29 protein-coding genes are annotated in these 26,094 nt (G+C 70.3%); 14 read left to right on the forward strand and 15 right to left on the reverse strand.

Features of this window, described 5'->3' with window-relative positions; translation table 11 throughout:
• Positions 1–106: 106 nt before the first annotated feature.
• A complete protein-coding gene (locus tag ACFPZN_RS09910) occupies positions 107–1,330 on the forward strand; it encodes an RNA-guided endonuclease InsQ/TnpB family protein (RefSeq protein WP_378281541.1) in 1,224 nt (407 codons plus the stop codon).
• A gap of 42 nt (positions 1,331–1,372) precedes the next feature.
• On the opposite strand, the gene ACFPZN_RS09915 is transcribed toward ACFPZN_RS09910, so the two are convergent.
• Positions 1,373–1,765, reverse strand: a complete 393-nt coding sequence (locus tag ACFPZN_RS09915) for a BlaI/MecI/CopY family transcriptional regulator (RefSeq protein ID WP_378281542.1) — start codon at positions 1,763–1,765, stop codon at positions 1,373–1,375.
• A 92-nt stretch (positions 1,766–1,857) separates the two neighbouring features.
• Here ACFPZN_RS09915 and ACFPZN_RS09920 point away from each other — a divergent pair, with 92 nt between their 5' ends.
• A complete protein-coding gene (locus ACFPZN_RS09920) occupies positions 1,858–3,273 on the forward strand; it encodes a cytochrome ubiquinol oxidase subunit I (RefSeq protein ID WP_378281543.1) in 1,416 nt (471 codons plus the stop codon).
• A complete protein-coding gene (locus ACFPZN_RS09925) occupies positions 3,270–4,172 on the forward strand; it encodes a cytochrome d ubiquinol oxidase subunit II (RefSeq protein ID WP_378281544.1) in 903 nt (300 codons plus the stop codon). The genes ACFPZN_RS09920 and ACFPZN_RS09925 overlap by 4 nt, the downstream gene beginning before the upstream one ends.
• A gap of 70 nt (positions 4,173–4,242) precedes the next feature.
• On the opposite strand, the gene ACFPZN_RS09930 is transcribed toward ACFPZN_RS09925, so the two are convergent.
• Positions 4,243–4,653 carry a hypothetical protein gene (locus ACFPZN_RS09930; RefSeq protein WP_378281545.1) on the reverse strand — a complete coding sequence of 137 codons (411 nt, stop codon included), beginning with the start codon at positions 4,651–4,653 and terminating at the stop codon, positions 4,243–4,245.
• 215 nt (positions 4,654–4,868) lie between these two features.
• On the opposite strand from ACFPZN_RS09930, the gene ACFPZN_RS09935 reads away from it, so the two are divergent.
• Both ACFPZN_RS09935 and ACFPZN_RS09940 read left to right on the forward strand, forming a co-directional pair.
• The gene (locus tag ACFPZN_RS09935) at positions 4,869–5,870 is read left to right on the forward strand and encodes an ArsR/SmtB family transcription factor (protein ID WP_378281546.1); all 1,002 of its coding nucleotides are present in this window, start codon (positions 4,869–4,871) and stop codon (positions 5,868–5,870) included.
• Between the two features lie 45 nt (positions 5,871–5,915).
• Positions 5,916–6,380, forward strand: coding sequence for a hypothetical protein (locus tag ACFPZN_RS09940; protein ID WP_378281547.1), 465 nt, complete (start codon positions 5,916–5,918; stop codon positions 6,378–6,380).
• Positions 6,381–6,384: 4 nt separating this feature from the next.
• On the opposite strand, the gene ACFPZN_RS09945 is transcribed toward ACFPZN_RS09940, so the two are convergent.
• The 4 genes from ACFPZN_RS09945 to ACFPZN_RS09960 form a co-directional block, all read right to left on the reverse strand.
• Positions 6,385–7,035: a nitroreductase family protein gene (locus tag ACFPZN_RS09945; protein ID WP_378281548.1), complete on the reverse strand. Its 651-nt coding sequence runs from the start codon at positions 7,033–7,035 to the stop codon at positions 6,385–6,387.
• Positions 7,036–7,084: 49 nt separating this feature from the next.
• Positions 7,085–7,930, reverse strand: a complete 846-nt coding sequence (locus tag ACFPZN_RS09950; protein ID WP_378281549.1) for an MHYT domain-containing protein — start codon at positions 7,928–7,930, stop codon at positions 7,085–7,087.
• 352 nt (positions 7,931–8,282) lie between these two features.
• Positions 8,283–9,164: a Vgb family protein gene (locus ACFPZN_RS09955; protein ID WP_465252304.1), complete on the reverse strand. Its 882-nt coding sequence runs from the start codon at positions 9,162–9,164 to the stop codon at positions 8,283–8,285.
• Entirely contained in the window at positions 9,161–9,625 is a 465-nt protein-coding gene (locus ACFPZN_RS09960) for a hemerythrin domain-containing protein (protein ID WP_378281550.1), read from the reverse strand. The genes ACFPZN_RS09955 and ACFPZN_RS09960 overlap by 4 nt, the downstream gene beginning before the upstream one ends.
• 189 nt (positions 9,626–9,814) lie before the next feature.
• Between ACFPZN_RS09960 and ACFPZN_RS09965 the strand changes: the two genes are divergently transcribed.
• Entirely contained in the window at positions 9,815–11,053 is a 1,239-nt protein-coding gene (locus ACFPZN_RS09965) for an FAD-dependent oxidoreductase (protein ID WP_378281551.1), read from the forward strand.
• On the opposite strand, the gene ACFPZN_RS09970 is transcribed toward ACFPZN_RS09965, so the two are convergent.
• The 3 genes from ACFPZN_RS09970 to ACFPZN_RS09980 form a co-directional block, all read right to left on the reverse strand.
• Entirely contained in the window at positions 10,986–11,699 is a 714-nt protein-coding gene (locus ACFPZN_RS09970) for a Vgb family protein (protein ID WP_378281683.1), read from the reverse strand. The genes ACFPZN_RS09965 and ACFPZN_RS09970 overlap by 68 nt on opposite strands.
• A gap of 192 nt (positions 11,700–11,891) precedes the next feature.
• The gene (locus ACFPZN_RS09975; protein WP_378281552.1) at positions 11,892–13,100 is read right to left on the reverse strand and encodes a hypothetical protein; all 1,209 of its coding nucleotides are present in this window, start codon (positions 13,098–13,100) and stop codon (positions 11,892–11,894) included.
• 22 nt (positions 13,101–13,122) lie between these two features.
• Positions 13,123–13,539, reverse strand: a complete 417-nt coding sequence (locus ACFPZN_RS09980; protein WP_378281553.1) for an ATP-binding protein — start codon at positions 13,537–13,539, stop codon at positions 13,123–13,125.
• Positions 13,540–13,663: 124 nt separating this feature from the next.
• Here ACFPZN_RS09980 and ACFPZN_RS09985 point away from each other — a divergent pair, with 124 nt between their 5' ends.
• The 3 genes from ACFPZN_RS09985 to ACFPZN_RS09995 are packed head-to-tail and all read left to right on the forward strand — an operon-like array spanning position 13,664 to position 14,880.
• A complete protein-coding gene (locus ACFPZN_RS09985) occupies positions 13,664–14,512 on the forward strand; it encodes a helix-turn-helix domain-containing protein (protein WP_378281554.1) in 849 nt (282 codons plus the stop codon).
• A complete protein-coding gene (locus tag ACFPZN_RS09990; RefSeq protein WP_378281555.1) occupies positions 14,503–14,688 on the forward strand; it encodes a DUF397 domain-containing protein in 186 nt (61 codons plus the stop codon). The genes ACFPZN_RS09985 and ACFPZN_RS09990 overlap by 10 nt, the downstream gene beginning before the upstream one ends.
• Before the next feature lie 15 nt (positions 14,689–14,703).
• On the forward strand, positions 14,704–14,880 hold the full coding sequence (locus ACFPZN_RS09995) for a DUF397 domain-containing protein (protein ID WP_378281556.1): 177 nt from the start codon (positions 14,704–14,706) through the stop codon (positions 14,878–14,880).
• A gap of 164 nt (positions 14,881–15,044) precedes the next feature.
• Here the strand turns inward: ACFPZN_RS09995 and ACFPZN_RS10000 are convergent, their stop codons facing one another.
• On the reverse strand, positions 15,045–15,410 hold the full coding sequence (locus tag ACFPZN_RS10000) for a MerR family transcriptional regulator (RefSeq protein ID WP_378281684.1): 366 nt from the start codon (positions 15,408–15,410) through the stop codon (positions 15,045–15,047).
• A 1,058-nt stretch (positions 15,411–16,468) separates the two neighbouring features.
• Between ACFPZN_RS10000 and ACFPZN_RS10005 the strand changes: the two genes are divergently transcribed.
• Positions 16,469–16,642: a hypothetical protein gene (locus ACFPZN_RS10005; protein ID WP_378281557.1), complete on the forward strand. Its 174-nt coding sequence runs from the start codon at positions 16,469–16,471 to the stop codon at positions 16,640–16,642.
• A 95-nt stretch (positions 16,643–16,737) separates the two neighbouring features.
• Positions 16,738–17,214: a hypothetical protein gene (locus ACFPZN_RS10010; RefSeq protein WP_378281558.1), complete on the forward strand. Its 477-nt coding sequence runs from the start codon at positions 16,738–16,740 to the stop codon at positions 17,212–17,214.
• 303 nt (positions 17,215–17,517) lie between these two features.
• On the opposite strand, the gene ACFPZN_RS10015 is transcribed toward ACFPZN_RS10010, so the two are convergent.
• The gene (locus ACFPZN_RS10015) at positions 17,518–17,796 is read right to left on the reverse strand and encodes a hypothetical protein (RefSeq protein WP_378281559.1); all 279 of its coding nucleotides are present in this window, start codon (positions 17,794–17,796) and stop codon (positions 17,518–17,520) included.
• 12 nt (positions 17,797–17,808) lie between these two features.
• Complete coding sequence (locus ACFPZN_RS10020) at positions 17,809–19,191, reverse strand: TRAP transporter large permease subunit (RefSeq protein WP_378281560.1); 1,383 nt, start codon at positions 19,189–19,191, stop codon at positions 17,809–17,811.
• A 231-nt stretch (positions 19,192–19,422) separates the two neighbouring features.
• Between ACFPZN_RS10020 and ACFPZN_RS10025 the strand changes: the two genes are divergently transcribed.
• The 3 genes from ACFPZN_RS10025 to ACFPZN_RS10035 all read left to right on the forward strand — a co-directional run bounded on the left by ACFPZN_RS10025 (position 19,423) and on the right by ACFPZN_RS10035 (position 22,015).
• Positions 19,423–20,172: a GntR family transcriptional regulator gene (locus tag ACFPZN_RS10025; protein WP_378281561.1), complete on the forward strand. Its 750-nt coding sequence runs from the start codon at positions 19,423–19,425 to the stop codon at positions 20,170–20,172.
• Positions 20,173–20,273: 101 nt separating this feature from the next.
• A complete protein-coding gene (locus ACFPZN_RS10030) occupies positions 20,274–21,662 on the forward strand; it encodes an acyclic terpene utilization AtuA family protein (RefSeq protein ID WP_378281562.1) in 1,389 nt (462 codons plus the stop codon).
• A 29-nt stretch (positions 21,663–21,691) separates the two neighbouring features.
• Positions 21,692–22,015, forward strand: a complete 324-nt coding sequence (locus tag ACFPZN_RS10035) for a DUF4387 domain-containing protein (RefSeq protein WP_378281563.1) — start codon at positions 21,692–21,694, stop codon at positions 22,013–22,015.
• A gap of 166 nt (positions 22,016–22,181) precedes the next feature.
• On the opposite strand, the gene ACFPZN_RS10040 is transcribed toward ACFPZN_RS10035, so the two are convergent.
• The 3 genes from ACFPZN_RS10040 to ACFPZN_RS10050 form a co-directional block, all read right to left on the reverse strand.
• A complete protein-coding gene (locus ACFPZN_RS10040; protein WP_378281564.1) occupies positions 22,182–22,400 on the reverse strand; it encodes a hypothetical protein in 219 nt (72 codons plus the stop codon).
• Positions 22,401–22,463: 63 nt separating this feature from the next.
• Complete coding sequence (locus ACFPZN_RS10045; protein WP_378281565.1) at positions 22,464–23,414, reverse strand: helix-turn-helix domain-containing protein; 951 nt, start codon at positions 23,412–23,414, stop codon at positions 22,464–22,466.
• A 176-nt stretch (positions 23,415–23,590) separates the two neighbouring features.
• The gene (locus ACFPZN_RS10050; RefSeq protein WP_378281566.1) at positions 23,591–26,068 is read right to left on the reverse strand and encodes an MMPL family transporter; all 2,478 of its coding nucleotides are present in this window, start codon (positions 26,066–26,068) and stop codon (positions 23,591–23,593) included.
• Positions 26,069–26,094 lie beyond the last annotated feature (26 nt).

The following is a 26,094-nucleotide window of genomic DNA, read 5'->3' on the forward strand; positions in this document are numbered from 1 at the left end:
AGGGCAGGGAAGGGAGATTCGCCTCCCGGGGGCGAATGCCGGTTGACCAGGCGCTATCCAGCACGTTCTCGCTCCTGTGTTCGAGCGTGCACGCTACGATCGCCCCGTGCCGCGCTACCGCCTGAACCCCACGCCCGAGCAGGAGCAAGCCCTGCTCGGGCATTGCGCGCACGCGCGGTACGTGTGGAACCTCGCCATCGAGCAGCACGCGCACTGGTCCCGGCACCGATGGGGCCGGGCACCCGGCTACAACGAGCAGTCCCGGCAGCTCACCGCGGCCCGTGCCGAGTTCGGGTGGTTGCGGGCCGGGTCCCAGACGGTGCAGCAGCAGGCGCTCCGCGATTTCGCGCAGGCGATGAGCAACTTCTTCGCCGGAACGCACAAGCGGCCCACCTGGCGTAAGCAGGGCGTGCACGAGGGGTTCCGGCAGGTCGGCGTCAAGCCGCATCAGGTCGTGCGGTTGTCGCGTAAGTGGGGTGCGGTACTGGTGCCCAAGTGCGGGTGGGTGCGGTTCCGCCTGTCGCGGCCGGTGCCGGAGGGTGTGAGGTCCTACCGGGTGACCCGTGATCGGGCCGGGCGCTGGCATGTGGCGTTCGCGCACGTCCCGCCCCCGGTCCCCGGCCCCGTCGCCGGGACCGTGATCGGGGTGGACCGGGGCGTCACCGTCAGCGCCGCCCTCTCGACCGGGGACCTGCTGAAGGTCCCCGGCCTCACCCCCGGGGAGACCCGGCGCCTGGAACTGCTGGCCCGCAAGCTGGGACGCGCCCGGCGCGGCTCCCACCGCCGCGCCAGGCTCAAGGCCGCGCTCACCCGGCTCAAAACCCGCCAGAGCGACCGCCGCAAGAACTGGGTGGAGCAGACCTCCACCACGCTGGCCCGCCAGTTCGACGTGATCGGCGTCGAGGACCTCAACGTCCGGGGCATGACCCGCTCGGCGAAGGGCACCATCGAGAGGCCGGGCCGGAATGTCGCCGCCAAGGCGGGGCTGAACCGGGGCATCCTCGCAAGCGGATGGGCCATGCTGGTCGAGCGGCTGGAACACAAGGCCCCCGGCCGCGTGTACAGGATCGATCCCGCGTACACCTCGCAGCGCTGCTCGGCGTGCAGGACCATCGACCCGAAGGCGCGTGAGAGCCAAGCGCGCTTCCGGTGCCGGTCCTGCGGCTTCGCCTGCAACACCGACGTGAACGCGGCACGCAACATCGCCCACGAGACCAGACTCCTCTGCACGCTCGTGGGCACGGCGGCCGGACCGGCCGCTGCTGCGCGGGGACGCTCCGGGTCGCCGGGGCGGACGAACCGCGAACCCCAACCTGTCCCCCTCTCCTGAGGCCACGGGTTGAAATCCCCCTCGTTCACGAGGGGGAGGAGGTCAAGCCGGTGGCTCCTTGACGACGCCGGACGTCAACGCGGCGAGGGCCTGGCGGATCACGGCGGCCTCGTCCTCGGAAACGGACTGGACGAAGTGCACTAGGGCGGCGTCACGGTCGCCGGTCTCGTTGAGGGCGCCGAGCATGAGCTCGGTGACGTAGCGCTCGCGGCTGGCCACAGGACTGTAGCGCCAGGCGCGGCCGTCGCGCTCGCGCTTGAGGAAGCCCTTCTTGGCGAGGCGGTCGAGAACGGTCATGACGGTGGTGTGCGCGAGGTCGCGGTCGCCGGCGAGGGCACGGCTGACGTCGCGGGCGGTCGCCGCGGCGGCGCCGGAGTCCTCCCTCGCCCAGAGGACCTCCATGACCGTGCGTTCAAGCTCTCCCAGACCCTTCACGCCGACCAGGGTATGCGATGGAGAGGAAGGTCACCACGCCGGGTAGTACTACCGCCTCAAGTACTACGGCTTGTAGTACTACAGTTCGTCGTATGAGCACCGTCGCTCTCCTCCTCAACGACGCCGCGGGCGGCGCGGCCACCCCGGCCGACTTCATGGCCGCCCGCCAGCAGATGGCGTTCACCCTCGGCTTCCACATCATCCTGGCCTCCATCGGCATCGGCCTCCCCGCGATCACCCTGCTGGCCGAGTGGCGCTCGCTGCGCACCGGCGACACCGTCTACGCCGAACTGGCCCGCCGCTGGATGAAGGCCGCCGGGGTGCTGTTCGCCGTCGGCGCGGTGTCGGGCACCGTCCTGTCCTTCGAGATGGGCACGCTGTGGCCCGGCTTCATGGACAAGTACGGCCAGGTCTTCGGCGCCGCGTTCGCCCTTGAGGGCATCGCCTTCTTCATCGAGGCGATCTTCATGGGCATCTACCTGTACGGCTGGGACCGGCTCTCCCCCCGCGCGCACTTCGCCACCGGCATCCCGGTGGTGGTCGCCGGGCTGCTGTCGGCCTCGTTCGTGGTCACCGTGAACTCCTGGATGAACCAGCCGCGCGGGTTCCGCCTGGAGAACGGCCAGGTCACCGATGTCGACCCGCTCGCCGCGATGTTCAACCCGGCCACGCCCGTCCAGGCAGTCCACCTGATCCTGGCCTCGCTGATGGTCTGCGGCTTCACCGTCGCGTCCGTCTACGCCGTGGCCCTGCTGCGCGACCGCCGCGCCGGGCGCGTCGACCGCTACCACCGGCTCGGCTTCGCCATCCCGTTCTCCCTCGGCGCGGTCTGCGCCCCGCTGCAGGTGCTCGTCGGCGACTGGGCCGTCCGGTTCGTGCACGACAACCAGCCGATCAAGTTCGCGGCGATGGAGGGCGTGGAGCACACCGAGGCGGGCGTGCCGTTCCGGTTCGCGGTCTTCGAGATCCCGAACGCGCTGTCGCTGATGCTGAAGTTCGACGCCGGGGCCACCCTGCGCGGCCTCGACTCCTTCCCCGCGGACCTGCGCCCGCCCGCCGAGGTCGTCAAGATCTCCTTCGAGATCATGATCGCGATCGGGACCGCGCTGCTGGCGCTGGCCGCCTGGTGGGCGCTGGCCTGGTTCCTGCGGCGCCGCGCGGCAGGCCGCGACGGCGCGCTCGCCCCTCGCCGGGACCTGCCCTGGCACCCCTGGTTCCTGCGCGCCGCCGCGCTCGCCGGGGTCGCCGCCGCGATCGCCATGGAGGCCGGCTGGACGACCACGGAGGTCGGCCGCCAGCCCTGGATCGTGTACGGGGTCATGCGCACCGAGGAGGCCGTCAACCCCAACCCCGGGCTGCGGTTCGGCCTGTACGTGGTGCTGGTCGTCTACACCGTCCTCGCCGTCGCCACCATCAGCGTCCTGCGCCGCATGCGCCGCCGCCCGCCCGACCCGTCCGAAGCGTCCACGCCCTCCCCTGAGCCCACGGAAGTCGGGAGCCCCTCATGAGCCACGGCGACATCGCCCTCGGCCTGATCCTGCTCGGCCTGTCCGCGTACCTGCTGTTCGGCGGCGCCGACTTCGGCGCCGGCCTCTGGCACCTGCTCTCCCGGCGGCGCGCCGACAAGGAGGTCATCGAGCACGCCATGGGCCCGCTGTGGGAGGCCAACCACGTCTGGCTGATCTTCGTGATGGTGATGACGTGGACGGCGTTCCCGCCCGTGTTCGCCGACGTCATGAGCGCGCACTGGATCCCGCTGTCACTGGCCGCGCTCGGCATCGTCGCCCGCGGCAGCACCTTCGTGTTCAGCAAGGCCGTGCCCGACCGCGGCTGGTACGCCTGGACCTTCGGAGTCTCCTCGATCCTCATCCCGTTCTGCCTGGGCGCGGTCGCCGCCGCCGTCACGACCGGCGGATCGTCCTGGCTGAGCCCCACGGGTCTGTACGGCGGCGTCCTCACCACCGCGCTGTGCGCCTACCTCGCCGCCGTCTACCTGATCTGGGACGCGCTGCGGCTCGGCGACCGGGACATCTCGCTGCGCTTCCGCGGCTGCGCCCTGGTCTCCGGCGCCGCGGTCGGCGTCCTGGCCCTGCCGGGCGCCGCCGCCCTCGGCGTGCGCTCCCCGCTGATCCTGCTGTCGGCGGTCGCCGGGCTGGTCTCGCTCGCGCTGCTGGTCCGCCGCTCCTACCTGGCCGTACGGGCGACCGGCGCGCTGGCGGTCGTCTCGGTGCTGTGGGGCGCGGCGGGAATGAGCGGCCTCGACCTGGAGTCCACGGTCGCGCACGACGCCGTCCTGGAACTGGTGTTCATCGCGCTCGGCGCGGGCGCGCTGATCCTCGTCCCGTCGATGGTCTGGCTGTACGTGCTGTTCCAGCGCGGGCCCGGCGAGCCGTCCAGGCCCCTCTGAGACCGCGGCGTGCCGGGTTCCACGGTCGGCAACCTCGACCCGGCACGCCGCTCGGCCCCTCCGCGTGCGGTTACACGGTGCTGGTGATGACCCGCGCGCTGAGGGCCGTCCAGTACTTGCCGTTGTCGCCCGGCTTGCCGGAGACGGTCTTCGCCTTGCCGTAGCCGCACGCCTTGAAGGTGTCCACGTCGAACTTGCCGCTGGTGCCGTACCACCGGATCTGGACGCGGGCGCACTTGCCGTCCTTGCGGGTGTCCTTCACCGTCCCCGTGGCCTTGGTGGTGGTGATGACCCCCGCGGACCTGGCCCCGATCACGTTGTTGTGGTTCCAGGTCGCCTTGACCGAGACGTCGGCCGTGCTGGACTGCGCGGCCGGCCCGGGCGCGGCGGTGTCGGCGAGCGCGGTGCCCCCGCCCGTGAGGACGGCGAACCCGACGGCGGCCCCCGCCACCGTCAGCGCCGGGATCCTCGCGACCTTCATGGTGAACTCCTCCCCGAGGGAGCTGCTTCCCCCGAATCACGTCCCCGCCCCGTGCGGGGGACGCGGGGAGATCGTCACCCGTGGCCGCCGGCGCCATTGGACCTTTCGTTCCTGCCTGAAATCGCGGCCGGATGCGGCCAACCATTCGCTTGATCAACTAGCGGCGGGGGACGATCGCGGCTGGCATGTCAGCGACATACGGGGGTATTTGCTCCATGCTGCGCATTCATTTCACGGGGGAGGATCTGGGTCGGACCCGGCTGGCCACCGGCCCGGAACCGATGTGGGAACTGCTGCTCAGCCTGCACAAACTCGCCGACCGCGAAGGACGGCTGATCTTCGACGGCTGGCGCCGGAACGTCCTGGCGGCACTGCCGCCGTGCACGCGGTGGCTCCTCCACCTCGCACCGCCCATCGGCTACTCGCCCGACTTCCTGACTCCCGCCGAGCAGGCGCCCGATGTCGGCACGGGTCTGGAACTGGTCCTGTCGACGCCCCGCCGGATCGTCCGCGGCGACATGGCCACCCTCGCCGCCCAGCAGGCGCTGCACGGCCCCGCCGCCGACCTCGCCGGCGGATCCGCCCGCTCGCTCCGCGCGCTCGCGCACGCGCTGCGCGATTATCACGCGCACGCCCTCGCGCCCTATTGGGACCGCATCCGGGCGCGCGTGCACACCGAACTCACCGACCGCGGGCGCACGTTCCTGCACGCGGGGATCGAGGCCGTCCTCACAGATCTGCATCCCGACGCCCGATGGAATTCACCGGTCCTGGAACTGCCCTACGGCAGGGAACACGACGTCCATCTCGACGGCCGGGGACTGCGCCTGCTCCCGTCATTCTTCTGCTGGAAACAGCCCTTCACTTTCTACGACACCGACCTCACACCCGTGCTCGCCTTCCCGATCGAGCACGACCCGGCCTGGCTGGCCCCGTCGCCCCGGCGCGACCCCAGGCGCCCGCTGGCCGCCCTGCTCGGCCGGACCCGCACCACGGTCCTGACCGCGCTCAGCGCCCCCGGCGGCTGCACCACCACCGAACTGGCCCGCCGCACCGGGATCTCGCTCGCGTCGGCCAGCCAGCACGCGGGCGTCCTGCGGGACGCGGGCCTCATCAGGACCGTGCGGCGGGGCGGCCACGTCGTCCACTCGCTGCGACCGGCCGGCGCGTCCCTGATCAACGCGCCCACGGACCGGGCCTCGCCGCATCCCGCATGACCGGCGCCGGGACCCCTCCCCGGGCGCGCACCTTACGCTCCGTCCATGACCGTTTCCCGGGTGTGGATACTCCTGACGGCCGGCGCGCTGGCGGTCGCGGGCTGCTCGGACGAACCGGAGGCCGCGCCGAAACCGCCCGCGGCCTCCGCGGCCTCCGCGAGCCCGTCGGCCAAGCCGACCTCCGCGTTCTGCCTCGACCTCGAACTCTTCCGGGTCGGCGCCGTCGTCTACCGGGGCGGTGTGGGCAGGGCGGTGCGCGGCGAGGAGATCGACCTCGATGAGTCGCGCCGGCAGGCGGGCAGGACCATCGCCATGGGCGAGAGGATGAAGGCGAGTGCCCCGCCCGACATCGCCCCGCAGTTCACGACGGCGCTGGAGGCGCTCAAGACCTCGTCCGGGAGGCTGAAGCCGGGCAGCGAGGTCCGCGACGTCCTCGACCCCGTGTACGGGAAGCAAGCGCAGGCCGCCTTCGACGCGGTGGACAAGTACGAGTGCCGCGCCGGAAGCTGACCCGTCACCAGCGGTCGACGTGCAGCACCTCGTCCAGGGGGACGCGCGGGGCGGGCTTGAAGGTCTCGCCCGTGAAGTACGCGGTCGGGATCAGCGCGCCCTGCCGCACATCCGACGGCAGGCCCAGCAGCTCGGCGATCTCCCGCTCGTACACCAGGTGCAGGCTGGTCCACGCGGTGCCGAGCCCGCGCGCCCGCGCCGCCAGGCAGTAGTTCCACACGGCGGGCAGCAGCGAGGCCCACAGGCCCGCCTGGTTGCCCTCAGGCGTCTTGCCACCCTCCACCCGCAGGCACGGGATCAGCAGGACCGGCACCTCGCCCATCCGCTCGGCCAGGTACCCGGCGCTGTCGCCGACCCGGCGCTGCACCTGCGCGCGGGCGGGGTCGTCCTTGTAGAGGACGTCGGCGGACGCCTTCGACGCGGCGTACACCTCGAAGGACCGCCGGTAGTACTCACCGATCGTCGCGCGCGCCTCCGGGTCGGTGACGACGATCCACTCCCAGTCCTGCCGGTTGCTCCCGCTGGGCGCCTGGAGCGCGATCTCCAGGCACTCCCGCACCAACTCCATCGGTACGGGACGGGTCAGGTCGAGGCGCTTGCGCACCGCGCGCGTCGTCGTCAGCAGTTCGTCGGGTCCGAGCGGCAGAGTCGTCATGATCCCCATCGTGCCCAGCGGCGATCCCCGCGACAACCTCGCGGCGCCGTCAAGATCGCGGCGTCCGCTCCTCGAACCACGAGGGCTCCTTCTCCGGCGCGGGCTCCGGTTCCGGAGCCGACGCGCGCCGCCGCGACGCCTTCTTCTCCAGCAGCGCCATGTAGACCATCTCCTCCTCGCCCGGGAAGACCGAGACGATCACCAGGAGGGCGACCGCCACCATGCTGACCCCGATGAGCAGCGGCGTCAGGAAGTCGGCCGCCGCGGCGCCGGATGGATCGCCCTCCCCCGGCACGGCCCGCACCCGCATCGCCGCCATGCCCGTGTAGTGCATGCCGGAGACCGCCACACCCATGATCAGCGCCGCGCCCGCGGTGGCGGAGTGGCCGCGCACCCGCAGCGTGAACCAGAGCGCGGCGGTGGCCGCCACCACCGCGATCAGCACCGACAGCAGCACCAGGAGCGGGTTGTAGGAGAGGTCGCCGTGCATGTCCATGGCCCACATGCCGGTGTAGTGCATGCTGGCGACGCCGAGGCCCGTGACGAGCCCGGCGGGCAGCACGACGCGCGCCCTCGGCCCCCCGAACCCGACCATGAACACCCCGACCCCGACCACCGCGACCGCGATCAGCGCGCTGAGCAGGGTGAGCCCGACGTCGTAGCGGATCTCCATGTCGGCCACGGTGAAGCCGAGCATGGCGATGAAATGCATGACCCAGATTCCGGTGCCGCCGATGGACAGCGCCGCCAGCGCCAGCCAGGACGCCCGGGACCGGCCTTCCGCCGCCCGCGCCCTGGCCGTGCACTGCAGGCCGAGCAGCGCCCCGATGAACGACATCAGATAGGCCGCGACCGGAGTGAACGGCCCGTAGGTGAAGTGATGAACGTGGGTCATCGAACCCGTCCCCCGCAAAATGTCCCGCGTGGCACGGGACAGCCCCCTGTTAATCGCGAAAAGGCTACCTACGGGGTCCATGAGGTTTTTGATACGCGATGACCACGTTGAGTGAGAACGCGAATTCGATGTAACGCCGCCGCGTTCCAGAACGATAGAGGCGCCTCACGACACCGCCCGCCGGCGCCCCGGCACCCCCGAACCTCCACTCACTAGCTCTGACCTGCACGAATACAGGTTTCCCCAGGTCAGAGAGCCGGATTTCCGCCCCACAGCCCGCTCCCGTCGCACCACTGGCCGCTTTTGGCCCTCCTGAGATTCTCTGAACCACCAGCACCAGTGGTCCACCGGGCTAGTCGCCCGCCGTCACGCGGGCGAGCGCGCCGATCTCCAGCGCCGTCCACAGCGCGCCGTCCGGGCCGAGCGCGATGCCGTGCGGCTCGGAGCCGGGCGTGGGCAGCTCATACCCGGTGACCGAACCGTCGGGAGCGATGGACCCGACCCGGTTGCCGCCCCACTCGGTGAACCACGGGGTGCCCGCGGCGTCCAGGACGATGGCATGCGGCCGGGCCTCCCGGTCGGGCAGCGGGTATTCGGTGATCCGCCCCTCGTGGGTGATCCGGCCGATCCGCCCCGCGGCGATCTCGACGAACCACAGCGCACCGTCGCCCGCGGCGATCCCCACGGGCGCGGCGGCCTCGGTCGGCAGCGGGTGGATCGCAACCGTGCCCTCCACGTCGATCCGGCCGATGGCGTTGGCCTGGTTGAGCGTGAACCACAGCGCGCCGTCGCCCCCGGCGGTGATGGCGGACGGGAACCCGCCGGTCACCGGGAGCGGGAACTCGGTGACCTCGCCGCCGACCGTGATCCGGCCGATCCGGTCCGCGGCGGTCTCGGTGAACCACAGCGCGCCGTCCGGGCCCGCGGTGATCCCGAACGGCCCGCACTCGGGCGTGGGCAGCGGGTACTCGGTGAGCTCGCCGCCGGTCGTGATCCGTCCGATCCGATGCGCCCGGAACTCGGTGAACCAGAGCGCGCCGTCCGGCCCCAGGGCGATGATCGTCGGCCCGCAGTCCGGATCGAGGCGGTGGCTGGACGGCTCGCCGCCGGGCACCAGCCGGCCGATCCGTCCGCTGTGGACGAGCGTGTACCACAGTGCGCCGTCCGGCCCGGTGGTGATCGCGTACGGCCCGCCGCCGGGCTCGTCCAGGGCGTATTCGCGAATGGCGATCAAGATGACCTCTCCAGAAACGGCGGCCGGGAGCTGTCCCAGTCCGGCACGTCCAGCGCGTTGAGCGCCGCGACGATCCGCTTCTCCTCGTAGACGAAATGCGTCTCCATCAGCGCGGCGAGGCTGTCCAGTTCCCGCAGCGCCTCGACGGGGTCGGTCCCGTCGACCAGCGCCTGGAGCCGCCGGAGGGAGTCGTCCACGAGCCGGTGGTCACGGCGCAACTCGTCCAGCACCGGGCGCAGCTCCGGAAACTCTTCGGCGAGCCGGGGGAACGCGCCGCCGTCCTCGCCGGTGTGGTGCCGGTCCAGGGCGGAGCAGAAGGTCAGACAGTGGGCCCGCAGTTCCCGGGGCCGAGCGCCGCCGCCGAGGGCATCACGCAGCGCTTCAAGCTCCTCGCGGAGCCAGATGTGTACTTCGATCAACTGGTTGCCGAACGCCGCCAGGCGTCCGTGGGGTGTCGCCAAGGTCGTCCCAGATGTTCCACGCCTCCATGCCCTCGGCGGTCTCCTGGCCGGGTGCACCGCGACGTTGCCAGAACACCTACCACCACCCCAAAAGATCAGTCAAACGTCCACCCGGGCATGTGCACGCGCGGCGGCGGGGATATAATTCAACTGATGATGAATTAGCTCCGATCGGGAGAAGGTGCCACGATGACGTGCACCGATCGCACCACCGTCGCCATCGCGGGCGGCGGCCCCGCGGGCATGATGCTCGGCCTGCTGCTCGCCCGCGCCGGCATCGAGGTCACCGTGCTGGAGAAGCACGGCGACTTCCTCCGCGACTTCCGCGGCGACACGATCCATCCCTCGACCCTGCGGGTCCTGGAGGAGCTCGGGCTGCTCGACCGGTTCCTCGAACTGCCGCACTTCAAGGCCCGCGAGCTGGTCGGCCAGACCGATTCCGGCAAGGTCATCCTCGTTGACCTGCGCGGCTTCGGCGCGAAGTACCCCTACATCGCCTTCGTCCCGCAGTGGGACTTCCTCGGCCTGCTCAGCGACGTCGCGCGCCGCTACCCGACCTTCCGGCTGGTCATGAACGCCGAGGCGGAGGCTCTGGTCACGGCCGGGCGGCAGGTCACCGGGGTGCGGTACCGCACGCCCGAGGGCGTCCGCGAACTCACCGCCGACCTGGTCGTCGCCGCCGACGGCCGCCACTCCCGGCTGCGCGAGGTGGCATTGCCGCGCCCGCGGGAGTTCGGGGCGCCGATGGACGTGGTCTGGTTCCGCCTCTCCCGCAAGGAGACCGACCCGGTCGCCACGTTCGGCCGGCTCGCCCGCGGCAACTTCCTGGTCAACATCAACCGGGGGACGTACTGGCAGCTCGCCTACCTGATCCCGAAGGACGGCTATCCGCAACTGGTCGCGGCCGGTATCGAACGGCTGCGGAGCAAGATCGCCGAACTGCTACCGCACCTCGCCGACCGGGTGGACGAGCTCCGCTCCTTCTCCGACGTCAGCGTGCTGACCGTGCGGGTGAACCGGCTCCGCCGGTGGTACCGGCCGGGCCTTCTGGCGATCGGCGACGCCGCGCACGCGATGTCGCCGATCGGGGGCGTCGGCATCAACCTGGCGATCCAGGACGCGGTGGCGACGGCCAATCTGCTCACGGAGAAGCTGCGCGCCCACGCCGTCACGGAGGCCGACCTGGCGCGGGTGCAGCGCCGCCGGACCTTCCCCACCGTCGTCACCCAGGCCCTTCAGGTAGTCATCCAGCGCACCGTCATCTCCTCGGTGCTGAGCGAAGACGGCGGAGCGGTCCGCATCCCGCGCCCGCTGCGCGCGCTGGCCAGAAGGCGCCTGTTCCGGCGGGTGCCGGGGCACATCATCGGTACGGGTGTGCGCCCGGAGCACGTGCGCACACCCGAAGCGATCTCACCTCGCGCGGCCTGACGATGGCACGCGGCCGGGCCTCCCGGTCGGGCAGCGGGAACTCGGTGATCCGCCCCTCGTGGGGGTGATCCGGCCGATCTGCCCCACGGCGATCTCGACGAACCACAGCGCCACCGTCGCCCGCGGCGATCCCCACGGGCGCGGCGGCCTCGGTCGGCAGCGGGTGGATCGCAACCGTGCCCTCCACGTCGATCCGGCCGATGGCGTTGGCCTGGTTGAGCGTGAACCACAGAGCCCCGTCCGGCCCGGTGGTGATCGCGTACGGCCCGCCACCGGGCTCGTCCAGCTCCAGAAACGGCGGCCGGGAGCCCTCCCAGTCCGGCACGTCCAGCGCGTTGAGCGCCGCGACGATCCGCTTCTCCTCGTAGACGAAATGCGTCTCCATCAGCGCGGCGAGGCTGTCCAGTTCCCGCAGCGCCTCGACGGGGTCGGCCCCCTCGTCCAGGCCGTCCACCAACGCCCGGAGCCGCCGGAGGGAGTCGTCCACAAGCCGGTGATCGCGGCTCAACTCCTCCAGCACCGCTCTCAGCTCGGGAAACTCTTCAGCGAGCAGGAGAACGCGCCGCCGTCCTCGCCGGTGTGGTGCCGGTCCAGGGCGGAGCAGAAGGTCAGGCAGTCGGCCCGCAGCTCCCGGGACCGCCGCCACCGAGGTACTCGCGAAGCGCTTCAAGCTCCTCGCGGAACCAGATGTGTACTTCGATCAACTGGTTGCCGAACGCCGCCAGGCGTCCGTGGGGTGTCGCCAAGGTCGTCCCAGATGTTCCACGCCTCCATGCCCTCGGCGGTCTCCTTGCCGGGTGCACCGCGACGCTGCCAGAACACCCACCACCCCAAAAGATCAGTCAACCGCCCCGAGACCAGCATGGCCTTGGGCCAGCCAACGGTTCAGCCCGGCGGCGACCTCCTCCGGATCTCTGACCCGGAGAGCGATCCCGCGATACGGCTCGCCGCGCCGAGGGATCCAGGGAGGGCCGGTGAGCTGCCTGTCCGCCCCGAGCCTCCAGATCCAGTTGCCCCACCGCAGACGCCTTCCCGGCAGGACGATGTCCTCGCGAAAGAGCACGCTGAGGTTGAGGCGTTCGCGGAACGGGCTGAGGTCGGCGCCGCCGGATTCCGGGCGCTCACGCGCCCTCGGGATCGGGTGCACTCCGGCGATGTCCGCCCGCCGGATCCGCGCGACCTTCCAGAGCAGCACACTGTCCCAGATCAGGAAGTCGTCCTCGGACAGCCAGACGCGCGGCCGCACGAAAGCCATCCTCAGGATCTGCACCGCCACGAGGGCCAGGAGGGGAGCCACGGAGATCAGCATCCACAGGCCGGCCACCACCTCCTCGGGGTGGGGGTCGAACGCGAGTATCTCCAGCGCGATCTGAGGCGACGCCCACGTGAGCAGAGCCACAAGCGGCACGGCGGCGAGCCACAGGAGGGTCTTGGTCCGCGACCGGGCCATGGGCACCATCGTCGGCGATCCCGGTCGCGCCAGCGGGCCCCAGCGATCCCGGGTGACGAGACGGGCGACCGCGGCACGTCCCGACCGCGCGAGATCGATGAAGCGCGGTAACCGGGACCATGGAGTTTGCCGTATCACGATGGGCAGGAGCACGGCCCCCGGTACGCCGAGCAGCAAGGTGAGCATCGAGGCCCCGACCAGGGTTCCGTTGTCCGCGGAGCCGCCCACCGCGTACACGAAGTCGCGGGAATCGACGTCCAGCGCTGCGACCTGTGTGCCGCGCTCGATAGAGCCGTCGTCGACCCCCCGGAGCTCGACGCCTTGCAGCTCGACGATGCCGCTCCGGTCGGCGATGAAGGATCCGTACCACGAACATTGCGAACCCCGCGAGCAATGCAGGTAGGCGGCGATGAAAACGCCTTCGCGCCCCTCACCGTCGTTGAAACGTGCGGTCGCCTTGGAGTCGCGGACAGCCGCCCCGAGGCCGATGGCCGCCCATATCAGCATCGAGATGACCGCGAACCAGTACAGAGCCAGCGGACGGCCATGGCCTTTGGGGGCAACCATAAACAGACCCTCGCACGACAAGCCGATCACGTGAAGCGGGAAAGCGACGACGTCAGCCCTTGATTCTGGCCCAGACGACCTTGCCGCCGCCCTCGACGGGACGCACGCCCCAGGCGGCCGTGACGTCCGCGACCGTCGGCAGGCCCCGTCCGCCCGTGGCCGCGTGGTTCTCCGGCAGGACGTCGGGGAGCCGATCTCCCGCGTCGTAGACCTCGATCAGCGGACGTCCGTCGGCCCCGATCGAGAGCCGGAGGATGATCGCGCCCGCACCGTGCAGGTGGGCGTTGGTGATCAGTTCCGAGACCACCAGGCGCGCCAGGTAATGGTCGTGAATGCCCCATTCCGTGAAGATCCTGGCAGTGAATCCGCGTGCCTGGGACGGCGCCCGGTCGGTGGATTCGAGGATGAGCACGGGCGCATTCCGATCTTGGATCTCGGGCCCGGTCGCGACGTTGCGAATGTCGATCATGGTGAATGTCCCCTGAGGCGTGCCTCGTTCCAGTGATATGGCTGACATTTAAGTGACGAGAGTCTTACACTCCGTAGTAAGTGGAGGTAGTGGTGACAAACCTCGGGCGATCATCACGCCCGGTTTGCTGGCCACTTTCGAGCAGTTGGGAGATGATGAACCCGTGGCCCCTCGACAGAAGCGCGCCAATGTGTCACCGGCCCTTCGTGCCTTCGGACGGCGGTTCAAGCGGTTCCGCGAAGCGGCCGGCCTCTCTCAGGAACGCCTGGGCGTAAGGGCCAATCCAGGGAAGGGGGTCACCGGCCAGTACATCTCACAGGTCGAGGCGGGCAAGACCCGCTGCACGCGGGAGTTCGCCGAAACCATGGACCACGAACTCAACGCCAAGGGCGAGCTCATCGAACTCTGGGACGACCTCGTCACCGACGCCGCCTTCCCCATCTGGTTCGACTGGCCCCCCGTCGAGAACGAGGCCGTCCACCTGGACTCGTTCCAGGCGATGGTCATTGACGGACTACTACAGACCCCGGCCTACGCCTCGGCGCTTCTGTCTGGCGACAAGGAAGCGGCGGAAGCGCGGATCAAGCGTCAGAGCATCCTCACGCGAGAGCAGCCAGCGCCCCCCTCACTGGCGGTGCTTCTCGACGAGAACGTCCTCCATCGGGATATCGGCGGACCAGAGGTCATGCGTGACCAGCTCGAATACCTGGTCAGCCGCATCGGCCCCTTCCTCACAGTGCAGGTCGTCCCCGCCACCGGACATCTCGGTACAGCCGGAGCATTCAAAATCGCTACGCTGGAGGATCGTACGGAGGTGGCGTACGTGGAGACGTCCGCTCGCGGGCTCACCATGAGCGAACCCGAGGATCTCGCAGCCATGTCGAGAACACTCCTGCAACTTCGCTCGCTGGCACTGCCTCTGAACCAGTCGATCGATCTAATTCGTAGGACCGCGGAGGAAAAATGGAGCTGACACAGTACCGGTGGCGTAAGTCCAGCTACAGCGCCGCAAATGGCGGCGACTGCATCGAGGTCGCCGACCTCCCCACCGCCATCGGAGTCCGCGACAGCAAGGACCCCGATGGCCCTCAACTCCACATCCCCCACGACGCCTTCAAGCAGCTCACCAAGGCCATCAAGAACCTCTAGACAGAGGGGAAGCTGATGCGAATCGCATGGCGCAAGTCCAGCTACAGCGGCGGCAACGGCGGCGACTGCATCGAGGTCGCCGATCTCCCCACCACCATTGCCATCCGCGACAGCAAAGACCCCCACGGCCCCCACATCCACATCCCCCACGACGCTTTCCGGCGGTTCGCCGAGGCCATCAAGAGTCTCTGAGGCGAGGCGCGAGCGCCCCGTTCCGCGTTGAGTGCGGAGCGGGGCGTTGTCATGTCGGCGGGTTCTGGCGGTCCACCGGGCTTGCACTCAACTCAGGTTGAGTGCAAGCCGCCCAGTCGACGGCGCAGCGCCGCAACAATCCCACTTACGCCAGGGCCGACGGCCTATCGGGGTGGGTCCTGCCGGGGTGGGCGTTCCTGCCGGAGTTGGACGTTGAGGCGTTGTGCCTCGGCGAGCTGGTCTTCCAGGATGATGATGCGGCAGGCCGCCTCCAGCGCGGTGCCCTGGTCGATCAGGTCGCGGGCGCGCTGGGCCAGGCGCAGCTGGTAGCGCGAGTAGCGGCGGTGCCCGCCGGTGGAGCGTTGCGGGACGATCAGCTTGTTGGCGTCCAGGCTGCGCAGGAACGCCGGAGTGACCCCGAGCATGTCGGCGGCGCGGCCCATGCTGTAGGCCGGGTAGTCCTCATCGTCGAACTTGTCGTCGAGAGTGTCGTCTGAGTCGCCCTGCGGGGCGGGGTGGTCGCCGGCCATCTCCGGCTGGGGTGCTTTCACGAAACCTTCCGTACTGCCTGGGAACCGTGGGCGAGGTAAGCAACGAGGGCCCCGACGCCGAACCGCGGCGCCGGGGCCCAGAGGTACAACACCATCTATCCGGCCCTGAGGCCGGGCTTCTTCCGCGTCAGCCGCCCGAACGAGGGGCGGGGATGCGGGGATCGCGGTTGCGTGACCGTAGACCACCATCCCATCTGTGGAGCTGCGGTACCCGCGCGACGTGACTGGAGCCGCTTGCGGGCGATCCTGATGGCGCCGAACCCTCCCTTCCTCGACTTCACTTCGTGCTACTGCGTGTTCTTCTTGCTGCCGCGGCCCGGTGGCCGCGGGGCGGACCGGCTGCCAGAGCCCCTTGCCTTGCGTTGGCCCCGGCACGCCCGGTCCGCTCATCCATCGCTTCGGGCAGTTCGTCCTCTACCCGTATCTCATGGACTTGTTCGTCGTCGATGACAGGAACACTACCCAATCCCGGACGGAAAATCTACTCCGGTCACTGCAGAGTTTCGTAGATCACAAGACACGGATCTCTCCGTCGGACCACGCCCCGATCGCCTGCTCCGGGGATCAGGTCCTGGTCGGGCCAGCACCCGACCCGGTGGCCTCTGCGGGACCGCACGCAGCACCGCGACCTTCTCACCGAGGATCATGAGGCCGCGCAGGGCTTCGGGAGAATAAAATGCGGTCGGGCTTTGTCGGGACGGGCGCCGTGGAGGTGGCAGGCTGACCGATCTGCACCGGATCGACCTTCCCGGCCTGGTCGGCGACGAGCCGCTGGGGTTCCTCGCCACCATCGGCCTGACGACGCAGCTGATGGAGACCTGCTATCTGAGCTGGGACCCGGACGACAGGCACGCGATCCTGCACTGCCACCGGCCCGCGAGTGTCGCCGACCTGGTCGCGATACTGGTGGAGCGGCTGCGGGGTATCGGTGAGGGGCAGGCGCTGCCGCACACCCGCGGGTTCCCGATACCAGGCGGCGCGGGGCGCCGGACCCGCTGCGGGTCACGCCCGCCGGCTACCGGAAACTGTCCCGCGGCATGGGCGGATCCTGGCTGGCCGCAACGATCACCGACCAGGACACCGACGCGGCCGGCCACTGCCTGGTGAACCCGCTCATCGCCGTCCGAGGCCGGCAGACCATCGGGAGCTTCTGGTACTACCCGATGCTGGAGGTGCGGCGGGATCCCGAGCGGCGCTCACCGAAGCGCTGACCGGCTGGCGACGCGTCGAGGGCTCGGAGGGATGGCTGCTCGACCACCGCGCGTCCTACTCCACCGACCCCGGGCTGCGCGGGCCCGGTGGGAGCATGGCCGTTCCCGGTGCCACCTGGCTGGCCACGCTGGCCGTGCAGAACTTCGGCTATCCGCAGTACGGCAGCCCTGATCTGCCCCACGGCCTGCCCTCCGGCTGGTTCCGTGTCGACGGCGTGGAGGTCTTCGCCTGGCCGCTGTGGACGCTTCCCAAGGGCGACATGACCTCCGTGTGGAACGTCGGCTGGAACAACGGCGGCTGGAAGTTCGCACGGGCGTCCGGCGGCGGGCTGAAGGCCACCATCAGCCAAACGCACGGCGTCCCCGCCCCCAACTCGATCGACCACATCGTCGATCTCGACATATTCGCCATGTGCGCCGCCGCGCGCCCCCGTGGAGGCGGCCCGCTGACCCCCGTCCCCGTCATGGTGGAGCGCGTCCCCTCGGACTATTCGGAGTACTCGCCTTGGAAAGGCTGGGACTGGGACGTCCCCCACGTGGGCGAGTACCCGGGCAAGTACGGCTGGGGGTGATCCTGCGGCCTGCTGTCGGCCTGACGGCCCCGCCTCACTTCAGGTGCCGGCCTCCACCGCTCGGCGCGGGCCTCCTCGGCGGCGGCGGAACGGGGCCGGTCACCGCACCCGGGGAGCTCGATGGTGGCCGCGGCGTAGCCCTCCGCCGGGGTGGCCGAGCAGGATCAGCGGGGCCGGCGCGGACGCGAATCCGGGCGTCCACAGGATGCCGGGGATATCGCCGAGGGTGAATTCGCGCTCGAGGACACCGTCGTCGAGGCGCTGTTCGGAAGTGAATCGCAGGACGGACTCGCCGGTCAGCGGTCAGGTGGTGGACGGGTCGTCCGGTTCGGGCTCGCGGCGGTCACCCCGGGTGGTGAGTGCGTGCTCGCCGGAGACGTAGATGCTGATCAGGCCGAGGAGCACCGCGAACGCCGCGACGAGGATGCTCCAGTCGGCGATCGTGGCTCCCAGGTCGCTCAGCGCGGCGCCCGCGGAGCCGCCGACGGCGAGCGCGGCAAGGAAGACCACGGCCAGGACGGCCGCGAGCAGGGTGGCCACGAACGCCAGCGCTCCGTAGCAGATGGTGAGGGTCTTCTTCACGGTCGCTCCTGATCAGAGTCCGGCGACCGGGAGTAGCCCGGCCAGCAGGATCATGGACATCAGCAGATGGGCGCCGATCCAGATCAGCGCGACCTTGGCGGTCTTGCCGAACTCCGAGCCGGCGATGCCCATCGTGACGAACAGGCCCAGGGCCAGGGGCGGGGTCATGCCCTCCAGCGCCCCGGTCAGTGCGGGCAGCATCAGTGCGGGCAGCAGGGGGTCGGCGCCCGCGGCGGCGAAGGCGGTCACCATGGACCCGCCGAGGATCGCCACCTGCGCGGTGCCCGGCAGGACCATGCCCAGGACGCCGAAGGCCAGCGGGAGGACCACCACCAGCAGGGTCAGATCGAGGTCGAGGCCGGTGAACCAGCGCTCGATCTCCGCCTCCGCGTCCAGGCCGGCGAACGCCTCGGAGATGCTGTAGGCGAAGAAGACCGTGGCGGCGACCGGCACGACCTTGCGCAGCGAGCCGCGGAAGATCTCCAGCACCGGGCCGGGGCGCAGCCGTCCGCCCGGCAGGGACGCGCGGCCGATGAGCAGGGCGTAGGCCGCGGCGATGCCAGGGGTGAACATCAGGACGGCGGAGGAGAAGTTCTCCGCCCCGTCGGCGCCGAGCCTGGCGGCCAGCTGGTCCTCGGCCAGAAAGTCCACGACCAGCGGGATGAAGATCAGCACCGGCAGGATCAGGGCGGGCCAGCCTTCCCGCCAGGCGTCGGCGAACCGGGGCCGTTCCTCGACCGGGACCGGGGCGACCCGGGTGACCCGGCAGATCACGAACAGCACCACGAGCTTCTGGAGGAGGAACCACAGGCCGATGGTGGCGGCGCCCAGCGTCCAACCGCTCATGCTGATCTCGCCCGGGTACAGCCGGTCGAAGACGCCGTAGGAGAGGAAGATGATGCCGGCCGGGGGGATGATGTTGCCGAGCATGCTGGCCGACATCTCGATGGAGGCGGCCATGTGCGGCTTGAATCCGGCGCGCTTCATCATGGGGATCGTGAAGGCGCCCACGGCCGCGGCGTTGCCGGGGCCGCTGCCCGACAGGGAGGCCATGAACGCGCTGGCCAGCGTGGCGACATAGCCGGAGCCGCCGCGGAAGCGCCCGATCGCGGCGAGCATGATCTTCACGATCCGGCCCACGACGTCGGTGGCGTCGAAGACCACGGCCACGACCAGGAACGTGAAGATGACGTAGAACAGGCTGTCCTGCGCCGGGTGGACCAGGTACTCCCAGAGCCGTCCCCACTGGCCGGAGAGCGCCACGAGAAGCACCAGCCCGAGGGCCATGTTCTCGTACATCGGCCGCTTGAAGACGAGGAACATGACGCCGATGAAGGCGATCAGGGCGATCAGCAGCATCAGCGCATCGGGCAACCCGAACAACGCGCCTCCCACGGAACATCGAAGGTACCAGTGGTAATACTGGTTATGTCCTAATGACGGGGGGACCGTAGCACGGCACTGGGCAGCAACAAAAGACCCTTCTTGTCGACCGCAATCGTCTTCCTGTGTACCTACGGACCGCGGGTGCTCGGGATCGATGGCATCCTTGGATCGCGCAGGTCATGGTGTGGTACGAACCTCGGCCGACCGGCACGACCGGCCGAGCGGGCAAGGGAGCGGCGGTTGGACAGGGGCAGCGGGCGTCCGCTGTACGCGCAGCTGGTGGCGGATTTCCGGGAGAAGATCCGGACGGGGGAATGGCCGCCCGGCGGGCAGCTCCCCTCCGAGCGGGAGCTGTGCACCCTGTTCGCGGTCAGCCGGATCACGGTCCGCCGGGCCATCGAGATCGGCGAGCGGGAAGGGCTGCTGCACCGCGTCCACGGCGTGGGAACCTTCGCCGCCCGCGCGCCGATGGAGCAGGCGCTGGACCGCCTGCACAGCTTCGAGCAGACGCTGGCCCAGCGCGGCCTGGTGGCGTCCACCTCGGTGCACGCCGCGACCGTCACCGTCAGCGACCTCGCGCAGTCGAGCGTGCTGCGCCTGGACCCCGCCGCGCCGGTGACCAACCTGCAGCTGATCGGCCGCGGCGACGACGAGCCCATCGTGTTCTACGACAGCTACTTCCCGCCGGACGTCGGCGAGGAGATGACCGCGGCGGCCAGGCGGGCCCACGAGGCGGGCACGCCGTTCTCCACGCTGGACCTCTACCGCGACCAGGCCGGCACCAGGCCCGACCGGCTGGAGCAGGCGTTCGAGGCGATCGTGGCCGACCGGCGCCTGGCCGGACTGCTGTCGATTCCCGAAGGATGGCCGATCCTCCAGGTCACCTCGGTCATCTCCAGCGCCGGTCGGCCGGTCGAGTACCGGATCGCCTGCTACCGGGGTGACCGGTACCGGTTCGCCGTCGACCGGAGCCTGCCCGCCTTCTCCTGACCGTCCCGCACCGCCCCCGCCCTGAGCTGGGCGTACTCCCGCACGTTGACACCGGAGCGGACGTGATGCCACGCTGGCTCTGGTGGTTATAACCACTAGAGATGAGGTATTACATGCTGTCGGAACTCCGCATCGTCAGCCCCAACGGGCACCTCGGCTTCGCGCCGACCAAGGAGGAAAGCTTCCGCATCGCGGCCGCGACCCGGCCCGACTACTACTGCTGCGACTCCGGCAGCGACGACATCGGCCCCGCGGCGCTCGGCTCCGACCGCTCGGTGAGCATGTACGAGTGGCAGAAGCACGACCTGGAGTTGATGCTGCTGGCGGCGCGCGAGCAGGGCGTCCCCATGCTCGTCGGCTCGGCGGGCGACTGCGGGACCGACAGCCGCGTCGACATGTTCGTGCAGATCATCAGGGACCTCGCCGCCGAACACCGGCTTCCGCCGTTCAAGCTGGCCTACTTCTACTCCGAGGTGGGCACCGGCGACCTGCGTTCCCGGATGGACCGCGGCGTGGTCTTCGAGGGCCTGGACGGGCGCTCCGACCTGACCGCCGAAGATCTGGAAGGCACCACCCGGGCGGTGGCCGTCGCCGGGGTCCACCCGTTCCTGGAGGCACTGCGGGGTGGCGCGGACGTCATCATCGGCGGGCGGTCCAGCGACTGCGCGGTGTTCGCCGCGCCGGCGATCCACGAGGGCTTCCCGCCCGAGCACGCCTACTACCTCGGCAAGGTCCTGGAGTGCGCCTCGTTCTGCGCCGAGCCGTACGGCGCCAAGGAGAGCGTGATCGGCACCATCACCCACGAGGACGTCAAGGTGACCGCGATGGCGCCGCACCAGCGCTGCACGGTCGCCAGCGTGGCCGGGCACGCGATGTACGAGCGCTCCAACCCCCACGACGAGTACTTCGCCGGGGGCAGGCTCGACATGTCGGACTGCCGCTACGAGCAGTACGACGAGAGGACCACCCGAATCACCGGCCAGCGGTACGTCCCGGTCGACGGCGACGTCAAGGTCAAGATCGAGGGTTCGGCCTGGATGGGCGAGAAGTTCATCGGCGTCGCCGGAATCCGCGACCCCTACACGATCTCCAACATCGACACGGTGCTGGACCTGGTGCGCGGCGAGGTCGCCGCGCAGTTCGGCGGGATCGACTACCGCCTCAACTTCCGGGTGTACGGGAAGAACGGCGTCATGGGCGACCTGGAACCGGTCACCGAGATCACGTCCCACGAGCTGTGCGTGCTGGTCGAGGGGATCGCCCCGACCAGGGAACTGGCCGAGAGCGTCACCCTGATGGGCACCCGGCAGATCTTCTACGCCCGGCTGCCCGAGGTGAAGGGCACCGCGGGCACCGCGGCCTTCGTGGTCGACGAGGTACTGCCCGCCAGCCCCGCCTACGCCTGGTCCATCAACCACACGGTGCCGGTGGGCGACCCGATGGAACTGTTCACACTGAAGATCGTGGACGTCGACGGGACGGCGCGGTGACCGGCCCACTCGAGAGCGCAGGAGCGAGCATGCCCACCCGGACCCTGGCCGAGCTGGCCAAGACCATCCGCAGCAAGAACGCCGGGACCGACCGGATCACCTTCGACGTGATCTTCCCGTCCCGCGATGTGTACGAGCACGTCAAGCGCAGCGGAGCGGTGACCCGGGAGACCGTGGCGGCGCTGTTCAGGGTGCCGGACGAGCGCATCGTCGACTTCGTCACCTTCGACCCCGCGTACGCGATCAAGTTCACGCTGGCGCGCTCGGCCCCCAGCGGCAGCCCTGGCGAGGGCGACATCTTCGGCTGCCAGCAGTACCCGCCCCTCCTGGACATCGTCGTCCCGGCGCCCTGATACTCCAGTGGCAAGTCGCGATCTTCAGCGTTCTCGGGTCTGTTGTCGCGGGTAGCGGCGTATGCGGGCGCGGGCTTGGTGGCGTCGGCGCCACCGCGACCAGGACCGGCGACGGCGCCGGTCCGGGCGCGTGGCAGCGGCAGCGGTATCGCGGCCGGGATGTTCCTCAGCCCTGGGCCCGCTGGGAGAACCAGGCCGTGGCGGTCTTGGTGTTGAGGAGTGCGAGTTCGACGCCCGCGATGATGCCGACGGCGAGGGTGACCACGATCCAGGCGATGCCCGCGACGATCCAGGTGACCGTGACGGGCACGCTGAGCGCGACCGCGGCGACCACACTCCCCGGGCGCTTCACGGCGGAGCGGTCCCCCTGGGGAGTCAGGTGCATCTCTGTTCTCCTTGAAATATCAACTACTGGGCCGAGCGTAGCATCCCCGCGGCTTCGGGGGGATCATGTCGCGCGGAGGACCTCGTCCAGGAAACGGGCCGTGTCGTAGGGACTGGTCGCGGCCATGCACAGAGTGTTCATGGCGCGCAGATAGGCGTCGACGTCGGGCTGCTTGTCCAGGTAGAGGGCGCTGGTCAGGTATTCCATGAACACCACGTCCGACATGCTGGGCTCGGCGAACCGCAGGATGGTGAACGGGCGGCCCGCCGCGGCGTTGTCGACGGCCCCGAACGGCACGACCTGCAGGGTGACGTTGGGCCGGCCCGCCATGTCGATCAGGTGCCGGATCTGCCCGCGCATCACCTCGCGGCCGCCCAGCGGGCGGCGCAGCACCGCCTCGTCCAGCACCGCCCACAGCATCTGGCCGGACGAGTCGTTGAAGCGTTCCTGCCGGGTCATCTTCAACCCCACCCGGCGCCCGACCTCCTCCTCGGGGGCGTCCGGGTAGCCGAGCCGGACGACGGCGGCGGCGTACTCCTCGGTCTGCATGAGCCCGGGGACGAACTGCACCTCGTAGGTGCGCATCAGCGCGGCGGCGCCCTCCAGGCCCACGTAGGTCTCGAACCAGTCGGGCAGTACGTCGCCGTAGCGGTGCCACCAGCCGGGCGAGTTGGCCTCCCGCGCCAGTCGCAGCAGCAGGTCGCGCTCTTCGGTGTCCTCGACGCCGTAGAAGGTCAGCAGGTCGGCGACGTCCCGCTCCTTGAAGCCGACCCGGCCCAGCTCCATCCGGCTGATCTTGGAGTGCGAGCCGCGGATCTCGTATCCGGCGTCCTCGGTGGAGATCCCGCGCGCCTCGCGTAACCGGCGCAGCTGCGCGCCGAGCAGGATGCGCAGGACGGTGGGTCCGCCCTCCGTCGGAAACCCGATACGCGACTCGGCCACCGCGACGGCCCGCGTCCCGGCCGGGGCCAGGCGCACGGGCGTCAGAGCCTCGTCATCGGACGGGTGACGCATACGGGAAAGCTCGTCACCGTGCCGCATCGGGCTCCTCCTCCCCCGGTCGCCACCGCCCTCGGTCGGCGCCGGGCCCTCGAACGTTATCGCCCCCGCCTCACCCGGCGGCACCCCACCGCGTGATCGGCCCCTCCTTGCGGTCCCCCCACCAGGCCGGACGTGCAGGAAATCGACGCTCAATCGCCGGGCTCCGCATCCCTTTCGGGGGCCGTGGCGCCCACCGGGACCCTGGCCCGGCGGAGGGCGACCGGCCCCGCGTCCCGGAAGGCGAAGACGGGCCCGTCGGCCCCGCGGCCGTCGCCGTTGCGGCGCGCCGTCCACGCGTACCGCGAGGGGACCGCGGGAGGCCGCGGCTCCTCGGTGCGCTTCCTCCGGCCGGGGAACCACCAGTTGGCGTGGCCGAGCAGGCTCATCAGGGCCGGGACGAGGACCAGCCGGACGATCGTGGCGTCCACCGCCACCGCGACCGACAGGCCGAGCGACATCATCTTCACCGTCGGGTCGGGCTGGGGCATGAAGCTCAGGAACACGAAGATCATGATCAGCGCGGCGGAGGTGATGAGCCGCGCGGTGGCGGCGATGCCGGTGACCACGCTGCCGTGCGGATCGCCGCTGCGGTCGTACTCCTCCCGGATCCGCGACAGCAGGAACACCTCGTAGTCCATGGACAGGCCGAAGATCAGCGCGAACATGAACAGCGGGACGAACGACATGATCGGCGTGGCCTGGTCCACCCCGAGCAGCTGGATGCCCCAGCCCCACTGGAACACGGCCGTCACCACGCCGAACGAGGCGCCGATCGACAGCAGGTTCATCAGCGCCGCCTTGATCGGCACCAGGATCGACCGGAAGGCGATGACCAGGAGCACCAGCGCCACGCTGACGACCGCGACCACCACGGTCAGCATGCGGCCGCCGACCATGTCGGCCATGTCGATGATCGCCGGGTTCTCGCCGCCGAGGTAGACGGCCGCGCCCGGATAGGCCGCCTTGGCCGCCGGGAGCTCCACGCCCCGCAGGCGGTGCACCAGGTCGCCGGTCGCCTTGTCGTGCGGCGCCCCGGACGGGATGACCTGCACGGTCGCGGTCGTCCCGGTGATGACGGGCTCGGCGACGAACGCCACGCCCGGCACCTCCGACACCCGGCGCTTGAGGTCCTGGGCGAGCAGGACGGCCCGCCGGTCGGGTTTCTTGGTGAGGTCGGGCGCGCCCTTGACCTGCGGGGTCGTCCCCCCGGGCGGGGCGCTCGGGCTCGGGGTGGGCGAGGCGGGCCCGGTGATGCCGGACAGTCCGGTCAGCCCGGGGTCGGCGGGCTCCTCCTTCCTCTTCTCGTCCTTCTCCTTGGGCAGGGTCGGCGGCTTGACGCGCTCCGCCTGCCCCGGGACCTTGGCGACGACCACGAACGGGCTGTAGTGCCCGGCGCCGAACTCCTTCGCCACGACGTCGTAGGCCTGCCGGGCCGCCATCTGCGGCGAGGAGGTGCTGTCGGCCATCACCCCGAACCTCATGCTGAGGGTCGGGATCGCCATCACCAGCAGGAGCAGGGTGGCGACGATCGCGTACGGCCAGGCCCGCCGGTCCACATGCCGGCCCCAGCGCTCCCACCGCTGCGAGGAGCGGTCCGGACGCACCCGGGGCAGCCGGTAGCGGTCGATGCGGGTGCCGATGGCGGCCAGGACCGCGGGCAGCAGCGTCAGCGCGGCCAGCACCATGAGGCCGACCGCGACCGCCGACGCCAGCCCGATCCGGCCGATGAACGTGATGCCGGACAGGAAGAGCCCGCAGATGGCGAAGACGACCGTCCCGCCCGCGAACACCACCGCGTGCCCCGCGTGCGCCATCGCGCGGCCCACCGCGGTCTCCACGTCGTCGCCCGCGGCGAGCTGCTGGCGGTAGCGGGTGACGATGAACAGCGCGTAGTCGATCCCGGCGCCGATCCCGAGCATCGCGGCGACCATCGGCGAGATCGGATGCACCTCGAACAGCCCGGCGGCGAGATGGATCACCGAGTAGGCGACCACCATCCCGCACAGCGAGATCAGGATCGGCACGCCCGCCGCCAGGTAGGAGCCGAAGGCCAGCAGCAGGACGACCATCGCCAGCATGATGCCGGCGCCCTCCTGCGGGCCGCCCTTGGGCTGGTTGAGGAGCATCGCGGTGATGCCGCCGAACTTGACGTCCAGCCCCGCCATCCGGGCCGGCTCCACCGCCTCGTCCAGCGCGTCGAGGTCGGCGTGGCTGACATCGCCCATGTCGCCGGTGAAGTTCACCCGGATCGCCACCGCGTCGTGGCTCTTCATCCCGCCCATGCCCGTGACGTACGGGTTCTCGGCGAAGGCGACGCGATCGAGCTTGGTGATGTTCTCGATGGACTCGCCGACGACGAGCGCCACCCGCCAGTCCCCGGGGCTCGACTCCGGGGTGGAGTGGAAGACGACCGTGGCGGTGGGGCCGGAGATCGCGGGGAAGTCCGCGCGCATGGTGTCGATCGCGCGCTGGGTCTCGGTGCCCGGCAGGGTGCTCTGCTGGACGAAGATCCCGCCCTGGACGACCCCCAGGACGCCCGTGCCGGCGATCAGCACGGCCCAGATCCCGAACACGGCCCAGCGCCTGCGCGCGCAGAGACGTCCCAGCCTGTCGAGGAATCGCGCCATGACCGCAGAAAAACACGGCCGGTGAA

The sequence above is a fragment of the Actinomadura rugatobispora genome (assembly GCF_042656285.1).
In the GTDB taxonomy this organism is placed as follows: Bacteria; Actinomycetota; Actinomycetes; order Streptosporangiales; family Streptosporangiaceae; genus Spirillospora; species Spirillospora rugatobispora.